The organism is Variovorax atrisoli 110B (assembly GCF_000382045.1).
Taxonomy (GTDB): Bacteria; Pseudomonadota; Gammaproteobacteria; order Burkholderiales; family Burkholderiaceae_C; genus Variovorax; species Variovorax atrisoli.
Genome location: NZ_KB907450.1, coordinates 373,669 through 393,679, shown reverse-complemented (window position 1 = coordinate 393,679; position 20,011 = coordinate 373,669). Strand labels below are relative to the sequence as shown.

At 65.9% G+C, this 20,011-nt stretch carries 19 protein-coding genes; 15 read left to right on the top strand and 4 right to left on the bottom strand.

Annotated features, from left to right (window positions below):
• The first annotated feature begins 65 nt into the window (after window positions 1–65).
• Window positions 66–2,009, top strand: coding sequence for a sensor histidine kinase (locus G369_RS0101925; RefSeq protein WP_019652288.1), 1,944 nt, complete (start codon window positions 66–68; stop codon window positions 2,007–2,009).
• Here G369_RS0101925 and G369_RS0101920 read toward each other — a convergent pair.
• On the bottom strand, window positions 1,997–3,706 hold the full coding sequence (locus tag G369_RS0101920) for an acyl-CoA dehydrogenase family protein (RefSeq protein WP_038113949.1): 1,710 nt from the start codon (window positions 3,704–3,706) through the stop codon (window positions 1,997–1,999). The genes G369_RS0101925 and G369_RS0101920 overlap by 13 nt on opposite strands.
• Between G369_RS0101920 and G369_RS39025 the strand changes: the two genes are divergently transcribed.
• From G369_RS39025 to G369_RS37005, 14 genes are all read left to right on the top strand, one after another.
• Window positions 3,705–4,019 carry a hypothetical protein gene (locus tag G369_RS39025; protein WP_145758629.1) on the top strand — a complete coding sequence of 105 codons (315 nt, stop codon included), beginning with the start codon at window positions 3,705–3,707 and terminating at the stop codon, window positions 4,017–4,019. The genes G369_RS0101920 and G369_RS39025 overlap by 2 nt on opposite strands.
• A complete protein-coding gene (locus G369_RS0101915) occupies window positions 3,998–4,837 on the top strand; it encodes an AraC family transcriptional regulator (protein ID WP_019652286.1) in 840 nt (279 codons plus the stop codon). The genes G369_RS39025 and G369_RS0101915 overlap by 22 nt, the downstream gene beginning before the upstream one ends.
• Before the next feature lie 278 nt (window positions 4,838–5,115).
• Complete coding sequence (locus tag G369_RS0101910) at window positions 5,116–6,108, top strand: class I SAM-dependent methyltransferase (protein WP_026346142.1); 993 nt, start codon at window positions 5,116–5,118, stop codon at window positions 6,106–6,108.
• A 79-nt stretch (window positions 6,109–6,187) separates the two neighbouring features.
• A complete protein-coding gene (locus G369_RS0101905) occupies window positions 6,188–7,003 on the top strand; it encodes a hypothetical protein (protein WP_019652284.1) in 816 nt (271 codons plus the stop codon).
• A 35-nt stretch (window positions 7,004–7,038) separates the two neighbouring features.
• Complete coding sequence (locus G369_RS0101900; protein ID WP_019652283.1) at window positions 7,039–7,353, top strand: DUF1330 domain-containing protein; 315 nt, start codon at window positions 7,039–7,041, stop codon at window positions 7,351–7,353.
• Window positions 7,354–7,442: 89 nt separating this feature from the next.
• On the top strand, window positions 7,443–8,363 hold the full coding sequence (locus G369_RS0101895; RefSeq protein WP_019652282.1) for a DMT family transporter: 921 nt from the start codon (window positions 7,443–7,445) through the stop codon (window positions 8,361–8,363).
• A 50-nt stretch (window positions 8,364–8,413) separates the two neighbouring features.
• Window positions 8,414–9,139 (top strand): alanyl-tRNA editing protein, encoded by a 726-nt coding sequence (locus G369_RS0101890; RefSeq protein ID WP_019652281.1) that lies wholly within the window; start codon window positions 8,414–8,416, stop codon window positions 9,137–9,139.
• Window positions 9,140–9,169: 30 nt separating this feature from the next.
• The gene (locus G369_RS35340) at window positions 9,170–9,787 is read left to right on the top strand and encodes a Rieske 2Fe-2S domain-containing protein (RefSeq protein ID WP_019652280.1); all 618 of its coding nucleotides are present in this window, start codon (window positions 9,170–9,172) and stop codon (window positions 9,785–9,787) included.
• Window positions 9,788–10,066: 279 nt separating this feature from the next.
• Entirely contained in the window at window positions 10,067–11,170 is a 1,104-nt protein-coding gene (locus G369_RS0101880) for a Leu/Phe/Val dehydrogenase (protein ID WP_019652279.1), read from the top strand.
• A complete protein-coding gene (argE, locus tag G369_RS35335; RefSeq protein WP_019652278.1) occupies window positions 11,167–12,309 on the top strand; it encodes an acetylornithine deacetylase in 1,143 nt (380 codons plus the stop codon). The genes G369_RS0101880 and argE overlap by 4 nt, the downstream gene beginning before the upstream one ends.
• Entirely contained in the window at window positions 12,306–13,697 is a 1,392-nt protein-coding gene (locus tag G369_RS0101870) for an MFS transporter (RefSeq protein WP_019652277.1), read from the top strand. The genes argE and G369_RS0101870 overlap by 4 nt, the downstream gene beginning before the upstream one ends.
• Window positions 13,698–13,755: 58 nt before the next feature.
• Window positions 13,756–16,548: an isoleucine--tRNA ligase gene (gene ileS / locus G369_RS0101865; protein ID WP_019652276.1), complete on the top strand. Its 2,793-nt coding sequence runs from the start codon at window positions 13,756–13,758 to the stop codon at window positions 16,546–16,548.
• 479 nt (window positions 16,549–17,027) lie between these two features.
• A complete protein-coding gene (locus G369_RS35330) occupies window positions 17,028–17,294 on the top strand; it encodes a hypothetical protein (RefSeq protein ID WP_038113762.1) in 267 nt (88 codons plus the stop codon).
• 86 nt (window positions 17,295–17,380) lie between these two features.
• Window positions 17,381–18,661, top strand: coding sequence for a class I SAM-dependent methyltransferase (locus G369_RS37005; RefSeq protein WP_020722922.1), 1,281 nt, complete (start codon window positions 17,381–17,383; stop codon window positions 18,659–18,661).
• Here the strand turns inward: G369_RS37005 and G369_RS37440 are convergent.
• The 3 genes from G369_RS37440 to G369_RS35320 all read right to left on the bottom strand — a co-directional run bounded on the left by G369_RS37440 (window position 18,649) and on the right by G369_RS35320 (window position 19,992).
• The gene (locus G369_RS37440; protein ID WP_080647785.1) at window positions 18,649–19,152 is read right to left on the bottom strand and encodes a DUF2514 family protein; all 504 of its coding nucleotides are present in this window, start codon (window positions 19,150–19,152) and stop codon (window positions 18,649–18,651) included. The genes G369_RS37005 and G369_RS37440 overlap by 13 nt on opposite strands.
• A 70-nt stretch (window positions 19,153–19,222) precedes the next feature.
• A complete protein-coding gene (locus G369_RS0101845; protein WP_019652272.1) occupies window positions 19,223–19,687 on the bottom strand; it encodes a lysozyme in 465 nt (154 codons plus the stop codon).
• A complete protein-coding gene (locus tag G369_RS35320; protein WP_020722921.1) occupies window positions 19,684–19,992 on the bottom strand; it encodes a hypothetical protein in 309 nt (102 codons plus the stop codon). The genes G369_RS0101845 and G369_RS35320 overlap by 4 nt, the downstream gene beginning before the upstream one ends.
• Window positions 19,993–20,011: the final 19 nt, after the last annotated feature.

Genomic DNA, 20,011 nt, shown 5'->3' with positions numbered 1-20,011 from the left:
CAAAGTGAGAAAATAGGTTACATAAACCTCCGCGCCGGCCCGGGTCGCGGCACTTCCAGCATCCCTTGAACTACCGCCCCGCACCCTTCTTCGCCTCCGTGGTGCTCGTTCTCTCGATCGCACTGCTGGGCATCATCGGCGTCTACCTGGTCGGGGCGACCGGCGTGCGGCAATCCGACGCGCTCCTGCACATGACGCACGCCGACTGGCAGGTGCAGGACGCCTCGGGCTTCAGCACGCCGCCGGCCCGGCAGGACAGCGGCGCGCTGCCGCAGGACTGGAAGCAGATCGAGCTTCCGCTGGCCCTGCCCATCGCGCTCCTGAGCCAGGCCGGGAACACCTCCACCAGCACCACACGCACGACCTGGATCAGGCTCGGCACCCGCGGCCTGCCGGCCGGCGCCGGCCCCTGGGCGCTGTACGGCGCGCGCATCAAGACCGACGGCACCATCGCCGTCTATGCCGATGGCCAGCTGGTTCATCGCGCGCAGCAGTCGGGCCCGCTGTGGAACAGCACCCGCACGCCGCTGTGGGTGCAGCTCGACGGACATGGCGCCGGCGGCAACGCCCCACCCGCGGAAATCCTCCTGCGCCTGGAGCACACCCATAGCGCGCAGGTGGCGCTGTCCTCGCTGTGGATCGGCCCGGTGGATGCGCTCAGGGGCCGCCACGGCATGCGCCAGTGGCTGCAGCAGGAACTGCCCGCGATGCTGGGCGCGGCCTTCATGGCGGTGGGCGTGTTCGCCCTCTTCGTGTGGTTCAGGCGCCGCGACGAGACCGGCTACCTGCTGTTCTTCAACCTCTCGGCCACCTCGTTCATGCGGGGGCTGCACTTCTACGTGGGCCTGCCGGTGCTCAACGACTGGTTCGCGTGGCTGACCGTCAACTCGCTGTTCTGGCTGGTGATGGTCGTGCACTTCTTCCTGCGCCAGCTGCATGGGCGGCAGCTCGTGTGGCTGACCCGCGGCGTGGTCGTGACCACCACGGCCATCGGCATCGTCACGATTCCCGGTCTTGCCATCGTGCAGAACACGCCCCAGGTGACGCCGCTGATCTACGCGATCGCCGCGATGATGGGCACCGCCGTTTGCCTCGTGGGCGGCGTCAGCGCCTGGCGCCGCTCCAGCGAAGGACGGCTGGTGGCGGTGGGCATCGGCGTCTGCGTGCTGCTGGGCGTCACCGACTGGCTGCTGCAGAACAACTTCATCAGCCCCGAAGGCTGGTATCTCGGCGCGTACACGAACGCGGCCACCTTCATCGTGTTCGGCGTGCTCATGTACCGCCGCTACGTGCACGCCATCGGCGAGGTCGAGGAGCTCAACGCGAGCCTCGCGCACCGCCTGCAGGTGCGCGAGGCCGAGCTCGAGTTCAGCCACCGCAGGCTGCGCGAGGTCGAGCGCCTGCAGACCATCAGCGACGAGCGCCAGCGGCTGATGCAGGACATGCACGACGGGCTGGGCTCCTCGCTGATCAGCGCCATCCGCTCGGTGGAGGGCGGCGGCATGAGCGACGACAAGGTCTCGCAGATCCTCAAGAGCTGCCTGGACGACTTGAAGCTCACGCTCGATTCGCTGGAGCCCATCGAGGCCGACCTGCTCGTGCTGCTGGCCACGCTGCGCTACCGGCTCGAGCCGCGCCTCGAAGGCACGGGCGTCTCGCTGCGCTGGGAGGTGCAGGAGCTGCCCGCGCTGGAGTGGCTCGATCCGTCGAGCGCGCTGCACATCCTGCGCATCGTGCAGGAGAGCATCTCCAACATCCTGCGCCACACGCGCGCGACCGAAATCCGCGTGGGCACCTCGCTGGGTGACGGCGGCGTGCGCGTGACCATCGAGGACAACGGACAAGGCTTCGACATCGACAAGGCCATGGCCGCATCATCGGGCCGGGGCCTGCAGAACCAGCGGCGGCGTGCGCGCTCGATCAACGGCACCGTCAGCTGGGAGCCGCTGCCGAGGGGAACGCGCTTCGTGCTGTGGCTGCCGCTGCGGCGCCAGGCTCAGGCGGCCTGACGCACGGGCGCGACCGACGCGCGGGAGACGATCCCGCGCAGGTCGGCCCCGGCCTCCAGCGTGCCCATCACGCCGGCATGACGGCCACCCAGGCGCGATTCGACGAAGCGCTGCGCAACCGCGCCATCGCTGTGCTTCAGCATCTCGCTCGCCTGCAGCGCAAGCGCCATGCGCGTCACGATCGCGCGTGCGTTGCCCTCGTCGATCGCGCCCGCGGCAAGGTCGTCGCGCAGCGCGGCAACGAACTTCGCGTGCGCGGCGCTGGCCTGTGCCTGCGACGGCGAAACCTCGTCCATGAAGACCTCGAGCGCGCCCTTCTCGCGCCCCAGTGCGCGCAGCACGTCCATGCACATCATGTTGGTCGTGCCTTCCCAGATCGAATTGAGCGGCGCCTCGCGGTACAGCCTGGCGATCGGGTTCTCCATGATGAAGCCGTTGCCGCCGTGCACCTGCAGCGCCTCGTAGACGAAGTACGTCGCCCTCTGGCAGTTCCAGTACTTGGCCACCGGCGTTGCCACGCGTGCAAGAAGCCGCTCGCGCTCGTCCGACGCCATGCCGTCGGTCGCGCGCGCCACGCGCATTGCGCAAAGCATGGCCGCTTCGCTCTCCAGCGCGAGGTCCGCGAGCACGTTGGTCTGCATCGGCAGGTCGGCCATGCGGCGGCCGAAGCCGTCGCGCGTCGATGCGTGGCCGATCGCCAGCGTCAGCGCCTGGCGCATCAGGCCCGCCGAGCCGACGGCGAAGTCCAGCCGCGTGAGGTGCGCATGCGAGAGGATCTCGCGGATGCCGCGCCCCTCCTCGCCGACCAGCATCGCCCACGTCTTGTTGAACTCGACCTCGCTCGATGCGTTGGAGCGGTTGCCGCACTTGTCCTTCAGGCGCTGCACCGCGACGCGGTTGGCACTGCCGTCGGGCAGGAAGCGCGGAACGAAGAGGCAGCTCACGCCGGACCTGGTTTGCGCGAGCGTATAGAAGCCATCGGAAGTGGGCACCGAGAAGAACCACTTGTGGCCGGTGACGCTGTAGACCTGCACGCCGTTCTCGGTTCCGACGAAGGTGGCGGTGGTCTGCGTCTGGCGCAGGTCGGAGCCGCCCTGCTTCTCGGTCATCGCGTAGCCGATCACCGCGCCCGTCTTGTGCGAAAGCGGAAGGCGGCGCGGGTCGTACTTTCCGGAGAGCGTCTTCTCTCTCCAGAGCGCGAACTCGGGCCTTCCCTCGAAGCCGGCGCAAGCGGCATACGCCATGCCCGTGGGGCAGCCCGTGCCGTTCTCGACCTGGTTCCACAGGTAGCTGAGCACGGCGCGTGCGAAGTGGCCCGAGCTTTCGCTCGTGGTCCATGCAAGCCCGGGCACGCCATGCGCGAAGGCCAGGCTCATGAGCTGGTGCCATGCGGGATGGAACTCGACCCAGTCGAGCCGGTTGCCGAAGCGGTCGTGCGTGCGCAGCTGCGGGTTGTGCTCGTTGGCCAGCCGCGCAAGGTCCTGCACCTGCTCGTCGCCCGCCAATGCACCGACGGCCATCGCATGCGGAATGCTCCATGGTGCATGGCGCTCCACCAGCCCACGTAGCGCCACGTCGTCGATGAACGCGTTGTGGCCGATGCATGGTTCGGCCTGGTTGAATACCTTGTGCGTTTCGACGCCATCGGCAAGCGAAAACTGAAACGCCAGTTCGGTGCTCTCGAGAGGCATGTTCATGAAGGTCTCCAATGAGCGGCGGCAAGATGGCTGCGCCGCGAAGCATGTTGAGGCATTCGCCGCCGTTCGTGAATCTGATCTTTCCCGCAGCGGCTGCGGGCCATGCAGGGGCCGCCGAATGGCACACCGCTTGCTTGATTTCCGCATCGAGGCTGGAGGCTTTCCGCATCCACCAAGATCGCGCTGTAATCACCGCAACGAGACGGCCTTGCTCACCATTCAGGTGCCATCGATCGGTTCGACGACGCTGGCGGGATGTGTGGCAACCGCCGATGCAAACGGAGGTTTTCATTGGCCAAGCTGGACCCTCTGAACACGTCGCGCTACTGGCATGCATCCGGAATCCCCGGCATGGACATGCTGCATGCCGACTTCACAACGCACGAGTACGCGCCGCACGTGCACCATTCCTTCGTGATCGCGGTCACCGAAGTGGGAGGTGCGGAATTCAAGAGCCGCGGACGCACGGGCATCGCGCATCAGCAGGCGCTGCTCGTCTTCAACCCTTCCGAGCCCCACTCGGGCCGCATGGGCGGCAGCGCGCGCTGGCGGTACCGCGCCCTCTACCTCGCAGACCCGGGCATCAGGCATTTGATGTCGACGCTGGGCATCGACCAGACCCGATACTTTGGTTCCAACATCTACGACGACCCCGAACTCATCGCCTGCTTCCTGGAGTTGCATCGCGCCTTCGATGGAGACAGCGGCCAGTGGGACCCACTGCGGCAGCAGGAGCTGTTCGTCCATAGCTTCGGCACGCTCTTCCAGAACCATGCGCAGCCGGGACAGCGCGTGCTTCCTGTGCCGGCGGATGCGAGCGTGCTCGCGCCGGTGCTCGAGCTGCTGCGCGACGCGTTCGCCGAGCGGCTGACGCTCGAGCAGATGGCGTCGGCCGCCGACCTCACGCCCTTCCAGCTGATCGGCGCATTCAACCGCACGATCGGCCTGACGCCTCACATGTACCTGACGCAGCTGCGGCTCAGGGCCGCAATCGGCCTTCTCACCGCAGGCCGCCCGCTCATCGAGGCCGCGGTGGCTAGCGGCTTCTACGACCAGAGCGCACTCACGCGGCATTTCAAGCGCACCTTCGGCATGACGCCGCTGCAGTACGTGCGCGCGCGGATCAACTGACAGTCTGATCGCCGCCCCCCTCGCGATGCACGCCGAGGGGTTCGCGCCCTTCCCTTCACAAGCCTCTGGCAGCTGAGCGCCGCGCCGGCCACGTGCCGCGCGCGAATGCATTCGCACGCCCGGCTGGAATTCTTCGGCCCACTTTTTTGCGGATTGCTGCTGTGCCGCAATTTTTGCCAATACGGGTTCGGGCGCCCCCTCTATCGTGCAACTAAATGGTTTCGGCCAGAGCAGATTAATCAGTTCGTTTTCAATAGCTTTCAACCCACAGGTGACCCATGCAAAACGTTGATCGCGGCATTACTGGTTCTTCCCTCGCAGGTTCCGCAATCCTGCTGGAAATAGGCGCCGAATACGGAGTCATTGAATTCCTCCAGAAATCACCGGTCGTGGATGCCGCCGCGGCATCCCGTTCCTGCGGCATCAAGGAGTCGGTCATTTCGGCGTACCTCGATTCGCTGAGCAAGGCCGGCATCATCGAAGACCTCGGCACCAAGGCGCCGGCGACCTACAAGGTGGGAAGCAACTTCGACGAGCTGATCAACGAGGTCGGCTATCTCTCGTGGGCGCTTCGCGCTTGCGCGCCGCTGATCAACAACGCGAAGGAGTTCTCCGAGAACAACGAGGAGGCGCAGGCCAAGTACCCGCGCAGCGGCGGCCTGGTGGCGCGCACCTCGAAGTGGATGGGCGAGAAGTCGTTCTATCCCCAGCCCGAGAACGCCATCGTCGCGATGGCACCAAAGAAAATCGTGGATCTTGGATCGGGCTCCGGCGGCTTCCTGATCCGCATGCTGCGCAAGATCCCGGGCTCCACCGGCGTGGGCATCGACCTGAGCCCGTCGGCCACCGAGCAGGCGGTGCAGGCGGCGCGCGAGGCCGGCATGAGCGACAGGCTCCAGTTCGTGACCGCACCCATCCAGGTGCTCGTGGAGGACGCCTCCCTCATCAAGGACGCGGACATCATCCACGCGGGCTTCGTCATGCACGACCTTCTTCCCGCGGAAGAAGAAACGCTGGATTCGTTGCTGCGCGCCTGCTGCGCCCATGCCATCAAGGGCACGCTGATCATCGTCGACGCAATTCCGGTCGCCCAGTCGAATTGGGAAAAACCGTTCGCCGCCGCATTCAATCATCTGCACAACCATTTCATGTCCAGAAGGCTCCTGAGCGAGGAGGAATGGACGGAAAAGCTTTTCCGCGCGGGATTTTCAAACGTCAGGATCGAAGTACTCGACCACCCTGGAGGGCGCATGTTGATGGCAAGCAAGTAACCCACCCCACCCTTTGAAACACGAGCAATCGAATTTTCCCCTTGGTATTTTTTCAACCCACTGTGATTAGGAGCAAGAAATGAGCGTGACCATTTCCGATCTGGTTGACAGAGTCAAAAATCATCGGTGCTATTCACACCCGATTTTCAAGAATTGGGCCAAAGTCGAACCGGAGCCGCCCGTCGTCGGCGCGCTGTTCCATCAGATCCAGAGCTTCTGCGCCTCGACGCGGCCGGGCTGGAGCTTTCCCGATGCGCTGAAGAAGCACGGCCTGCACAAGCAGAGCGAGCTGCTCGAGGAAATCGTCGAGAGCGAATCGGGCCACGGACCCGAACTCGCGACGATGGCCGGCTTCATCGTGAACCAGTCGGCCGACCAGCCCGTCTTCGCGGACCTCTACAACCAGGAGAAGGTCGAGGCGAAGCTGAAGGCCTTCTCCGACCAGCTGCTCGGTTCGCTGCCGGGCTACGACATGGAGACCGGGCTGACCACGCAGGTGCGCAAGGCCATCGGCGTGTTCGACCACCGCAAGCTGACGGACATCGAGAACACCTACCGCAACCTCGGCACCACGCTGGCGCTGGAGATGATCTCGAACCAGCAGCTGATCCCGGGCGAGAAGTACTGCCTGGTGGACAGCGGCATCTACAACGCCGACCTCGAAAAGCCCGAGATGCACTACCTGCTGGAGCACTGGGGCGAAGTCGGCGCCGAGCAGCACCATGAGCAGAACGCGCGCACCGCGGTCGAACTCGCGCTGAAGACGGAATACGCCCACCTGGTCATCGAAGGCGCAGACGATTTCCTCGATTCGCTGACCGGCCTCTGGGACGTCCTGGACGCGGCGCTGCTGCAGTCGGGCGTCGCGACGCAGAAGAAGGTGGCCTACGTCTAGCAGCGCCCGCGGCTGAGCAACCTCGGGAACGCCAGATGGTCGCCTATCTGATCGGCCGGATGTCCATCGTGAATCCGGACCAGTACAACCGATACAAGCAACTCACGCCCGGCATCGTCGAGAAATTCGGCGGCAGGTTCCTGACGCGGGGAGGCGAGCGCATGCACCTGGAAGGCGCTCCCGATGACAGGCGAGTGGTTCTTGTCGAGTTCAAGACCGCGGACGCGGCGAGGATGTTCTACGAGTCGCCCGAGTACACCCACGCAAGAGGGTTGCGCAAGGACGCCGCGGTCGACATGCAGCTCATGGTGATCGAAGGTTTCGAAGAGCCGCCGCTACTACGGCCCTAGCCCGTCGCCTTCGCCATGTCCGTGCTTCAGACGATTCACAACAAACCGAAGGATGCGACCGATGGAGACTCGGTCGCATCAAGCAGAACATGACGACAACCATCGCACTACCGGCTGCATCGAAGAGCAGCTTCTTCTCTTTCGTCGCGCTCCTGCTGGGCGCGGCGGCATTGGCGCTGGGCGGCGTGTTCCTGCGCCACAGCGAACTGCCGCCGACCGCGAGCGCGGTCTACCGGGTCGCGCTCGCGATCCCGATCTTCTTCCTGCTCGACATGCTCTCGGCAAGGGCCGAGCCGGAGCCTGCAGGCACGCAGCAACCCGCGCAGAAATCCACGCCAGGCATTCCCTTCAAGCTCATCCTCGTGGGCTTCATCTTCTCGGGAAACCTCGCGCTCTACCACTGGTCGATGACGCTGACCACGCTGGCCAACTCCAACCTGCTGGCCAACCTGGCGCCGATCTTCGTGGTGCTCGGCTCCAGGATCTTCCTCGGCAAGAGGTTCAAGCCGGGCTTCCTGTTCGGCATGCTGTTCGCGCTGACCGGCGCATTCATCCTCATCGGCCACCGGCTCGACTTCGGCTCCAGCTACATGGCGGGCAACCTGCTGGGGCTGCTAACCGCGGTCTTCTACGGCTCCTATCTGCTGGCGGTGAGCCTCGTGCGCTCCAACTACCGGACGATGACCGTCATGGCATGGAGCAGCGTCGGCACCTTCATCGTGCTGCTGCCGATCACGCTGCTGCGCGGCGAATCGCTGGTGCCGCACACGCTCCACGGCGTGCTGATGCTGGTGGCGCTCGCCGTGGTGTCGCACGTCGGCGGCCAGGGCCTGATCGCCTATGCGCTGGCCAAGCTGCCAGCCGCGATGTCGTCGATCACGCTGCTGATACAGCCCGTCATCGCGACGGTGTTCGGCGCCTACCTCTTCCACGAGTACCTGAGCGTCACCGAGTTCGTGGGTGCCGTGATCATCCTCGCCGGCATCGTGACGGCCCGGCGATTCTCCTGAGCGGCAACCCGCAAGCAAGCAACCCAGCATTCCGCACAACCGAGGAATCCATGTCCCAGTATCTTTGCCACATCGAACCCGACCGCCTCCAGTTCGAGGCCGACGTCATCGCGCGCAGGCCGAATGCAGTTCTTCTCGACAAGTCTTATTTCTATCCGGGAGGCGGCGGGCAGCTGGCGGATCGCGGCACGCTGCAATGGAACGGCAGCACCGTGAAGATCGACCGCATCGAGATGGAAGGCAAGAACGCCTGGCACGTCTTCGACGAGGCGGACATCGGCAAGGCCCCTGGCGAGAAGGTGGTCGCCAGCGTGGACCCTGACTTCCGCCTCATGATGTGCCAGCTGCACACCGGCCTGCACATCCTCAACGCGCTGGTCTACCAGCGCTTCGAAGGCTCGCTGGTCACCGGCGTGCAGATGGCCGCCGACGGCACCGCCCGCATCGACTTCGACCTGCCCGCGGTCGACAACAACGAACTGCGCAAGCTCGAGCCTGAGCTCAACAGCCTGATCTCCGACGGCCTGCAGGTGAATGCGGTCTACCTCGACTCCACCGCGCTCGCACGCGAGCCGGGCGTGCTGCGCAGCCGCTCGGTCGCGCCGCCTCCGCAGGACGACGGCACCACCCGCATCATCGAGATCGTGGGCCTCGATCGCCAGGCCTGCGGCGGCACACATCTCTCGAAGACTTCGCAATCGGCGCCGCTGCGCATCATGAAGATCGAGAACAAGGGCCAGCACAACCGGCGGATCCGGATCGGGCTGGTCAGGTAGACCGATTCAACGCGCACAGGGAGGCGAGACATGACCGTCGAAGCGGCTTCTGCCCGCCCGCTGCCCGAGGGCTTTCTCCCGCCGAACTGCACCTACACGGAGCAGGACTGGCCCGTGCTGGCGCGGCTGTGGTTTCCCCTGGTGCGCGCGGACGATCCGCTCGCTAAACCGCGGCAGGTCGTGCTGCTGAACCTGCGGCTGGCCGTCTACCGAATGCCCGAGGGCATCCGCATCGGCCGCGACATGTGCCCGCACCGCGGATTGCCGCTGAGCAGCGGGCGAACCGAAGGCGACGAGCTCGTCTGCGCCTACCACGGCCTGCGCTTCGCATCGGACGGCAGCTGCAGCAAGGTTCCGGAGAAGCTGGCGCCCAAGACACCGGACTGCTTCAGGATCACTGCGTTTCCGGCCGTCGAGCGGCACGGACTTATCTGGACCTGCCTCATACCCGAAGACGAAGCTGCGATTCCGGAAATTGCTTCGGGCGCCGTGGTGCAGGGTCTGGTCGACGAGACATTCGATTTCAAACTTTCAAACGATCTCCTTGGCGACTCAAAAATCGATCTCGCCATTAACGAATACAGAAGACTCATCAATGGGATGAGTCAGGCGAGTACGCTTCAGCCGCTTCAGGCTTCTCGAAGCTGATTCTTCGGCGAGCGAAATTTTCGCCAATATCGCGGCGACCTTCCCTGTCATGCTGCACCTCAAAGCGAGGCCAACACATGACGCAATCATTTCGCCAAGCAAGCCCTGAAATCCTGCCGCTATGTGGCACGGAATTCGATGTGCAGCACATCGAGCTGCTGCTATATCTACGTCGACTGTTGCTGTTCCTAGCCTGCTTGACCAGGCATGGATGCGGCGGCCCTGCATAGCGCGAAGCCGGTCCGCACTCGTTCAAACGAAATTCAGAAGAAGAACCAGATGACAGTCTTTTCCACCGAGTCTTTCGCGGACCACGAGCAGGTCGTTTTCATATCCGACGACAAGGTCGGGCTGCGAGCCATCATCGCCATCCACAGCACGAGGCTGGGGCCCGCGCTGGGCGGATGCCGGATGTATCCCTACGCAGACGAGGCCTCGGCCCTGCGCGACGTGCTCCGGCTGTCGCGCGGAATGACCTTCAAGGCCGCGGCGGCCGGGCTCGGCCTGGGCGGCGGAAAGTCGGTGATCCTCGGCGATCCCCGCAAGAGCAAGACACCCGACCTGCTGCGCGCCATGGGCGTGGCGGTCAACCGCCTGGGCGGCCGCTACATCACGGCCGAGGACGTGGGCACCACGGTCGACGACTTCGCCTGGGTGCGGCAGAGCACACGGCATGTGGTCGGCCTGCCCGAAGCGCTGGGCGGCACGGGAGATCCGTCGCCGACCACGGCGCTGGGGGTCTACCACGGCATCGTGGCCAGCGTCGCGCACCGCCTGGGCTGCGGGCTGCAGGGGCTGACCGTGGCGGTGCAAGGCCTTGGCAACGTCGGCTGGAACCTGTGCCGGCTGCTCGACGAGGCCGGTGCGCGACTCGTCGTGTGCGACGTCGATCCGGCACTTGCAGCCAGGGCTGCGGCCGAATTCGATGCACGCATCGTCGAGCCCGATGCGATCTACGCGGTGCAGGCCGACGTGTTCGCGCCCTGCGCGATGGGCGCGGTGGTGAACGACAAGACGCTGCCGCAGATGCGCTTTCGCGTGATCGCGGGCGGCGCGAACAACCAGCTCGCACGCGACGAGCACGGCAGGCAGCTGCGCGAGCGGGAGATCCTCTACGCACCCGACTTCGTCATCAACGCGGGCGGGCTGATCCGCGTGGCGTCGGAGCATGAAGGCTTCAATGCCGCGAAGGTGGATGCGCAGGTGAAAGGCATCGGCGCCACGCTGCGCCGCATCTTCGAGCTCGCCGACCGCGACGGCACGCCGACCCAGTCGGCCGCGATGCGGCTCGTGCAGGAGCGATTGGGCAGCACCGGCAGGCCGGGCGGCGCCGCCGCGAACAACAACACCAACGAGCGGCCCCTTGCCGAGCGCATCGCATGACCACCATCGACATCCTGCGGGCCCTGGTGGCGTTCGACACGACCTCGCACCGCTCCAACCTCGACCTGATCCACTGGATCGGCAACTACCTCTCGGGGCACGGCGTCAAGGTGCACCTGGTGCACAGCGAGGACAGGCGCAAGGCCAACCTGCTCGCGAGCATCGGACCCGACGCTGCGGGCGGCATGGTGCTCTCGGGGCACAGCGACGCCGTCCCCGTGACCGACCAGAACTGGAGCGCCAGCCCCTTCGCGCTGGTCGAGCGCAACGGCCGGCTCCACGGGCGCGGCGCGGCGGACATGAAGGGCTTCATCGCGGCCTGCCTGTCGGCGGTGCCCGCGTGGCGGCGACAGCCGTTGCGCCGCCCGATCCACCTGGCCTTCTCCTATGACGAGGAGATCGGCTGCCTGGGCGTTCCGCAGCTCGTGGAGCGCCTGAAGACGCAGATCGAGGCACCCGCGCTGGCCATCGTCGGCGAGCCGACCGAGATGCGCGTGGGGGTGCGGCATCGCGGCTTCTTCGGACACCGCGCGCTTTTCACGGGGCTGCCCGCCCATTCGAGCGATCCCTCGCTTGGCGCCAGCGCGATCGAGCCGGCGGCCTACCTCGTCACGCGTCTGGCCGGGCTTCGGCGCAACCTGGCCGGGAAAGGCGGCGAGGCCACCATCAACATCGGCCAGATCAACGGAGGCACCGCGATCAACATCGTGCCGGGCAGCTGCGAAGTGCTGTGGGAATTCCGTCCGCAGGACGAGGCCACGGCCCAGCTGGTGCGCGACACGGTGCGCGAGGCGCTGGCCGAGCTTCCCGAAGGCGTCACCGTCGAGGCCGGGCAGGTCGCGGGCGTGCCGGCGCTTTCGGCGCGCGACAACGACGCGGCCGTCTCGGTGGCGCGCGAACTGGGCGCGCTCTGGCCCGAGGCGGAACTGCCCTTCGGCACCGAGGCGGGGTTCTTCCAGCAGGTCGGCATCTCGACGGTGGTATGCGGCCCCGGCTCCATCGCCCAGGCGCACCAGCCCGACGAATGGATCGCCGCAAGCCAACTGCAGGCCGCCGACCGCTTCATGCAGTCGGCCGGCGCATGGGCGCTTTCCGGGGCCGCCGACCGTTCCACCACTCCAACCCTCAAGACAGCATGAAAAACCTCGACGCAGCCGCGCTGGCGGACGCCACGAGCAGCCTCGCTCCCCTCTCCTCCTCTCCCTCTTCTTCCTCTTCTTCATCTCTCTCCTCCGCTCACGGCCTCCCTGCACAGGGCGCAGGGACTCGCGACGCCACGCGCCGGACGATCCTCGCCGCCGTCATCGGCAACACGCTGGAGTGGTTCGACTTCGCGGTCTACGGCTTCTTCGCGCTCACCATCTCCCGGCTCTTCTTCCCGACGGGCGACGAGACTTCGTCGCTGCTGCTGACGGTGGCGACCTTCGGCGTGGGCTTCGTGATGCGGCCCGTCGGCGCGGTGGTGCTGGGTGCTCTGGGGGACTCGCGCGGGCGCAAGGTCGCGCTGTCCACGACCATCCTGCTGATGGCACTGGGCACGGCCATGATCGGCTTCGCGCCGACGTATGCCGACGTGGGCCTGTGGGCGCCGGCCTGGATCGTGCTGGCGCGGCTCATCCAGGGCTTCTCCGCCGGCGGCGAAGTGGGCGGCGCGACCGCCTTCCTCGTCGAGCACGCGCCCAAGGGCCGCAGGGGCTACTTCGCGAGCTGGCAGCAGGCGAGCCAGGCCGGCGCGCTGCTGCTGGGCTCTGTCTTCGGCGCGACGCTCACGGACGTGCTGACGCCGGAGCAGCTCGAGGCGTGGGGATGGCGCGTGCCGTTTCTCTTCGGCCTGGTCATCGGACCGGTGGGCTGGTACATCCGCACCCGCACGCACGAATCAGAAAGCTTCGAACAGGTGAGGGCTGCCAACAGGCAGACCTCGCCGCTGAAGCAGGCACTGGGCTCCTACCGCCGGGAAATCATCGCGGGCTTCGGCGTGACCATCGTATGGACGGTGTGCACGTATTTCTTTCTCGTCTACATGCCGACGTACGCGGTGCGCACGCTGAAGCTGCCGCAGAGCGTGTCGCTGTGGGCCAATGGCGCGGGGCTGATGGTGCTGGTGGTGCTGGCGCCCTTCTTCGGCGCGCTGTCGGACCGGATCGGGCGCAGGCCCCTGCTGATCGGCTTCGCCACTGCGATCCTGGTGCTGGCCTATCCGGCGCTCTGGCTTCTCACGGCCGTGCCCAACCCGTCGACGCTGACCATCGTGCTGCTCGTGTTCGCGGTGCTGATAGCCGGCTTCACCGGGCCCGCGCCCGCCGCCATGGCGGAGCTCTATCCGACGCAGGTGCGCTCCACAGGCCTTTCCATTGCCTACAACTTCGCTGTCACGATCTTCGGAGGCTTCGCGCCCTTCATTGCAACGGCGCTGATCGCGCGGACCGGGAATCCGCTCGCTCCCGCCTGGTACGTGGTGTTCGCCGCGGCAGCCAGCCTCGTCGCGCTGCTGGCCGCCGGCTCGGCCCTGCGCAACAAGGACTGAGCCCCATGCGGCCGCTCACCCCATCGACGAGAAGAAAAGAAATCGACGAAACCACCACATGTCAGACCTGAAGAACACACTGAACCTGCTGACCACTCCGTTCCCGATGAAGGGAGACCTGCCCAGGCGCGAACCCGCACTGGTAGAGCGCTGGGCGCGGCAGCGCATCTACGAGCGTATGCGCGAGGCGGCTGCGGGCCGCCCACCCTTCATCCTTCACGACGGCCCGCCGTACGCGAACGGCGACATCCACATCGGGCATGCGGTGAACAAGGTGCTCAAGGACATGGTCTTCAAGAGCCGCTTCTTCGACGGCTTCGACTCGCAGTGGATTCCTGGCTGGGATTGCCACGGCATGCCCATCGAGCACCGCATCGAGCAGATGAACGGCCGGGGCCTGCCGACCGAGCAGGTCCAGGCGCTATGCCGCGAATACGCCTTCTCGCAGACGCAGAGCCAGAAGAAGGATTTCCTGCGCCTGGGCCTGCTCGGCGACTGGGACAACGCCTTTCGCACCATGGACTTCGAGACCGAAGCCAACGAGATCCGCTTTCTCGATCGCATCCGGCAGCGCGGCCTGCTGTTTCGCGGCCAGAAGCCGGTGAACTGGTGCGTCGACTGCCAGTCGGCGCTGGCGGAGGCGGAGCTCGAATACGCGAACAAGCGCTCGATGACGGCCTACGTCGGCATGCAGGCCATCGACGCTGCCGACCTGGCGTCGCGCTTCAAGTGCGCTCCCGTTGCCGGCAAGCCGGCGCGTGTCGTGATCTGGACCACGACGCCATGGACGCTGCCCGGCAACGCCGCCGTAGGCCTGGACCCGGAGGCGAGCTATGGCCTGTACGACAAGCCCGAGGGCCTGCTGGTGCTGGCCTCGGATAGCGCGGCAAAGCTGCTGGGCGGCTTCGGCATCGCGCACGAACTCCGCGCGGTCGCACCCGGCATCGACCTCGTGGGCGCGATGCTGAAGCATCCGCTGCACGACAACGCAGTGCCCATGGTGGCGGCCGATTTCGTCTCGCTGGACACCGGCACCGGCCTCGTGCACCTGGCGCCAGCGCACGGCGCGGAAGACTTCGAGCTGTGCCGCGGGCTGGGCATCACCGGCGACAACGTGATCGACGGTGCCGGGCGCTTCGTGCCTGGCCTGCCGGTGATCGGCGGCATGTCGCTGGAGGAAGGCAGCAAGGCCATCCTCGAAATGCTGAAGGCCGACGGCTCGCTGCTGCGGCAGGAGCGCATCGAGCATTCGTATCCCCATTGCTGGCGGCACAAGACGCCGATCCTCTTCCGCTCGACGACGCAATGGTTCATCGCCATGGACCATCCCGCGAAGGGCGACGAGCGCACGCTGCGCGAGACCGCGCGCGAGGCGATCAGGGACGTGCCGTTCTATCCGGCATCCGGCCGCTCGCGCATGGAAGCGATGATCGACGGCCGCCCCGACTGGTGCATCTCGCGCCAGCGCGCATGGGGCGTACCCCTCGCCTTCTTCGTCAGGCGCAGCGACAACTCGCTGCACCCCGAGACCTCGCGCCTCGTCGAGGAAGTGGCACAGCGCGTGGAGCGCGAAGGAATTTCCGCCTGGACTCGACTGAGTCCCGCGGACCTGGGCGTGGATGAGTCGGAGTTCGAAAAGCTGTCCGATACCCTCGACGTGTGGTTCGACTCCGGCTCCATCCACGCAACCGTCTACAGGGACCCGCGCCGCCCCGACGCGCACGACCACCCGGCCGACCTGTACCTGGAGGGCTCCGACCAGCACAGGGGCTGGTTCGGCTCCTCGCTCATGACGGGCTGCGCGGCGGACGGCCGCGCGCCCTTCAAGGCCGTGCTCACGCACGGCTTCGCCGTCGACGGGAACGGCAAGAAGATGAGCAAGTCGCTGGGCAACACCGTCAGCCCCCAGGAGGTGGCGAGCACGCGGGGCGCAGAGATCATCCGGCTGTGGATCGCGAGCACCGACTACTCGACGGACATCTCCGTCTCCGAGGAGATCCTGGATCGCGTCGTCGAGATGTACCGGCGAATCCGCAACACGATCCGCTTCCTGCTGCTGAACGTGTCGGACTTCGACGCGCAAGCCGATGCAGTGTCCGAGCACGACCTCGCGAGCGTCGACCGCTACGCCATGGCCCGCTGCCGCGAACTCGGCGAGCAGTGCCGCAGGAGCTACAGGGACTACGACTTCGTCGCGGTGACGCGGCTCATCCATGGCTATTGCGCCGACGAACTCGGCGGCTTCTATCTCGACGTGCTGAAGGACCGGCTGTACGCGAGCGCGCGGGACAGCCACGAAAGGCGGTCCGCACAGACCGCGCTGCATGCGATCCTGAAGAACCTGCTGCTGCTTTCGGCGCCCATCCTCAGCTTCACCGCCGAGGAGGCATGGACGGTGCTGTTCGATGCAGAAGAGGAGAAAGGCGACAGCGTGTTCCTCCACACCTGGGACGAAGCCCTTCCGCCCGGCATGGAAGACCCGGACGTCCGCGACTTCTGGCGCCATGCGAGGCAGCTGCGCCCGAGCGTGATGAAGGCGATCGAAGACCTGCGCTCGTCGGGAAGCATCGGCCGTTCCAGCGAGGCGAATCTGGTGATCGAGGCGCCCGTGGAGATCCTCGAGTCGCTCGCGCTGCTGGGTTCGGAACTGGCCTCGATCTTCATGGTCGCCGACGTGGTGCTGAAGGTGGGCGACAAGGTCGAAGTCCGCGTCAGGCCGACCTCGTTCCTTCGCTGCCGCAGGTGCTGGCGGCACGACGCCACCGTGATGGGCGACGACGCCGAGCAAGCGATGCTCTGCCAGCGGTGCCGGACGGTAATGGCGGGGTTCCCGGAATTGCATGGCGCCTGAGGCGCCTCGGACGGAGTCCGGACCTGGAAAGAAAAAACCCCTGTAGCTGGGTTGCTACAGGGGTTGCATCTTGGCGGAACCGGAGGAGTTCCAATCTCTAGCATTGGCGCGTCTTCCGGAGGCACGGAGGATTTTTTACCAGGTGTTTGGAGTTCCAATCTCTAGCATTGGCGCGTCTTCCGGAGGCACGGAGGATTTTTTACCTTTTTTTTTGAGTTCCAATCTCTAGCATTGGCGCGTCTTCCGGAGGCACGGAGGATTTTTTACCACCCACTTACCACCACATCCCGATTCTTTGGCTGAGGAGTCGGGATTCGAACCGCCGATGACGATCACTGTATGCTCGTACAGTGCTTTGCCATGTCGTCCAGCTCCGAAAGAACGGGAACTGGCTGCCCCGCTCAAGGGTAGCCGGCCAGCCGGGCTTCGTCGGCTACCTCGACTACCGACGCGCCGATCCGGCCTACTGGGGCCGCACGATGCAGGCTCGGCTGCTGAACATCAAGAGCCTGGAGAGCGACGTGCTGCTCCCCCTCCAATACGCCCGCATCCTGGCCATCAAGGAGGGCGGCATCATGATCGCCGGCTACGAGATCACAGCGCGCGGCGCGAAGAGCAAGTCCATCAAGACCATCCAGACCTGGTGGTGCGTCGTCGAGATGGAGACTGGCTATGCAGCGATGGAGCGCCATGCGCCGCGGTCGTCCAGTGGGTTCGATGTGAATGATGACGACATGGCCGACTGAGCACAGCGCCCGCGCTCTCCAGCGGCGCCAGCGCGGGAGCAAAGAGGCAAGACATGTAACATGCCGACATAACCCTGGAGGCGATGATGAAGACGGCTATCAGCTCGCTCGAGCAATTCGCGGCGATGCAGGAGGAGATCGAGCAACTGCCGGACGAGATGTCCCGCATCGATCGGCTATGCGATGTCTACCTGAGCGCCGAAGGTGTGCCGCCGGCCATGCTGCAGAACGACCCCTTCGGCGAGCAGCACCTGAGTGCATGCCGCAAATTCCTCGCCTCCCTTTCGGGCACCGCCGGCTACAACGCGGCCGAGAACGAGCGCTCCGACTTCTTAGACGGCTTCGCTGAAGGCCCCTACACCCCATCAATCTACCGCTACAACGACAGCCGCATGGTGGGCGATTCGCTCAGCGCCGCGGGCGCGATCATCACCGCGATGGAGGTCCGCGCCGGCGATGCGGTGCTGGAGTACGGTGCGGGTGATGGCCAGATCGCCCTCGCCCTGGCTCGCATGGGTTGCGACGTCTCGGTCATCGACATCGACGAGCGCTACCTGCGCATCATCGACCGCCAGGCCCAGGCCATGGGGATCAAGATCAACACCGTGAAGGGCCTGTTCGGCGATCCGGTGCCCGGCAAGAAATTCGACCGCGTGCTGTTCTACGAGGCCTTCCACCACAGCCTCGACCATGCCGACACGTTGCTGCGCTTGCGCGACGTGCTGAAGCCCGAAGGCCGGCTGTTGCTGGCCGGCGAGCCCGTCATCGCGAAGGACAGCTACTGGCGCAAGATCGTGCCCTTCGCCTGGGGGCCGCGCCTGGATGGGCTCTCCTTGCGTGCGATACGGACCTACGGATGGTGCGAGCTGGGATTCCAGCGAGAGTACCTGGTGGAGCAGATGATGCGCACCGGCTGGCTCGTGCGGTTCAGAAAGTGCCCGGCAACCGACCGGGGCGACATCTACACCGGCGTGCTAGCAGGCGAGGTGATCGACCTGGGCGACCCCTCGCTCCTCGTGGAGTCGACCGCGCAGGATGATGGCTGGTTCGACGGCGAGGGGAAAACGCGGTGGACACGCGGCACGGCGTCGGTCGGCCTCGACCAGACCAAGCGCGCGCGCAGCGTTGAGGTGAAGCTGCACAACTTCCTGCCGATGACTCGGCGTGTCGATCTGGTCGCCGGATCGAACGTCGTGCCTGTCACCATGGAGCCGGGAGAAGTGCGCGCAGTGTCCGTGCCGCTGGGAGCGCGATACGGATCGCTCAGCATCGGCTGCAAGCCGGTCACGATCTCCGAAGTGATCGAAGGGCTGGACGATAACCGGCGCGTTGGCGTCGCGGTTTCGACGCTGCGCTACCTTCTCTGAGTTGTGGTCAGCGCGTCGTAGGAGCGCTCGCAGGCAACGCCGGCAATCCGGAGCCGGTCAGCGTATTCCGCCAGCTCTCCCGCGCGTTGGTCAGCCCGGCCGAGCACGTCAACGAGCAGCCCGAGGGCGTCGTCACCATGCTGGCGCGTGCCTGCGGCGGCAGGGCAGGAATTCGCGCGGGCTCGACCGGCGGCGCCGGCGGCTGCACTGCGCACGCCGTCAGAAGCAGCGCGAGCGCGCTGCAGGTCATCTTCGAGAGAAGCGATGCGGGTCTGAGCATTGGAGGCCTCCTGGGCGACTGCCGCGGTGCGGCGCTGTTCTTCGGTGCGCTGCGCACGCTCGGCCAAGCGCTGGCTCTCAGCGTCGACGGCGCGGCGCTCAGCGGCGGCCTGCTGCAGCTCGGACACGCGCACCGTCTGCAGGCCCAGCAGCGCCAGCAGCACGGCAAGACCGAGCAGCTTCCAGTTGGATAGCGCCCAGGTCAGCGGCATAGCTTGAGCTTCCAGAATTCGCGCGGGCAGTTCGCAGCCACGTGGCCCTCTCTGCCGCAGGCGATGCATCTCATGGCGTCTCGCACAACGCGCGCTCAGCCGCGCGGCGGCTCACCAAGCCAGGCAGTTGCCGCCCGCCGGCCATGACCCAGCGCGACAGCTCGGCGCACGCGCCGGCCATGTCGCCAGCGTTGGCCTTGCGCACGAGGGTCGACCCGCAGAAAGCAGGCCGGCCGACGTTGAACGTGAACGACAGAAACGCAACCTTCTGGTTGTCCGTGAGCGGCTTCTTGATGCAATCGAGGTCGTCGGCATGCTTGGCCAGGTCCTCGTAGAGCATGTCGCGGCACTGCTCGGCGGTGTAGGTCGTGCCGAGCTTCAGGGTCGGGTCCACGTGCCCGGTGCACGCGGTGATGATGCCGATCGGATCAAGGTAGGTGCGCGGCACCGTGCCTTCCTTGCCAGCCACGAAAGCCACGGCCGCCGCTGCTGCAACGGCACCCACCTTGGCGATGAGTCTGGCCTTGGCGTTCATTTCGGCGTGACCGTCGTGCCGGTCTTATAGGCGGTCCACAGACTGGCCACCGCGGCGAGCAGGCCAGCGATATAACCCAACGGTCGCGCGAACTTGCCGATCCAGTTGAGCACCTTGAACGCGCCCTTGACGTTGGCGAATGCCTCGATCAGCTCCGCCGTATTGCCTTCGATGCGCTTCGTGGCCGCAGTGTTTTCGGCGAGCTCGGTCTGGAAGGTGCCGAATCCCTCCTCGAGGTTGCCAACTCTGTCCCGCAGCTCTCCGAGATCCGTGGTCGTCGGGTCGAGTTTCACGATGTCGCTCAAGTCGTGCTTCATTTAGCGC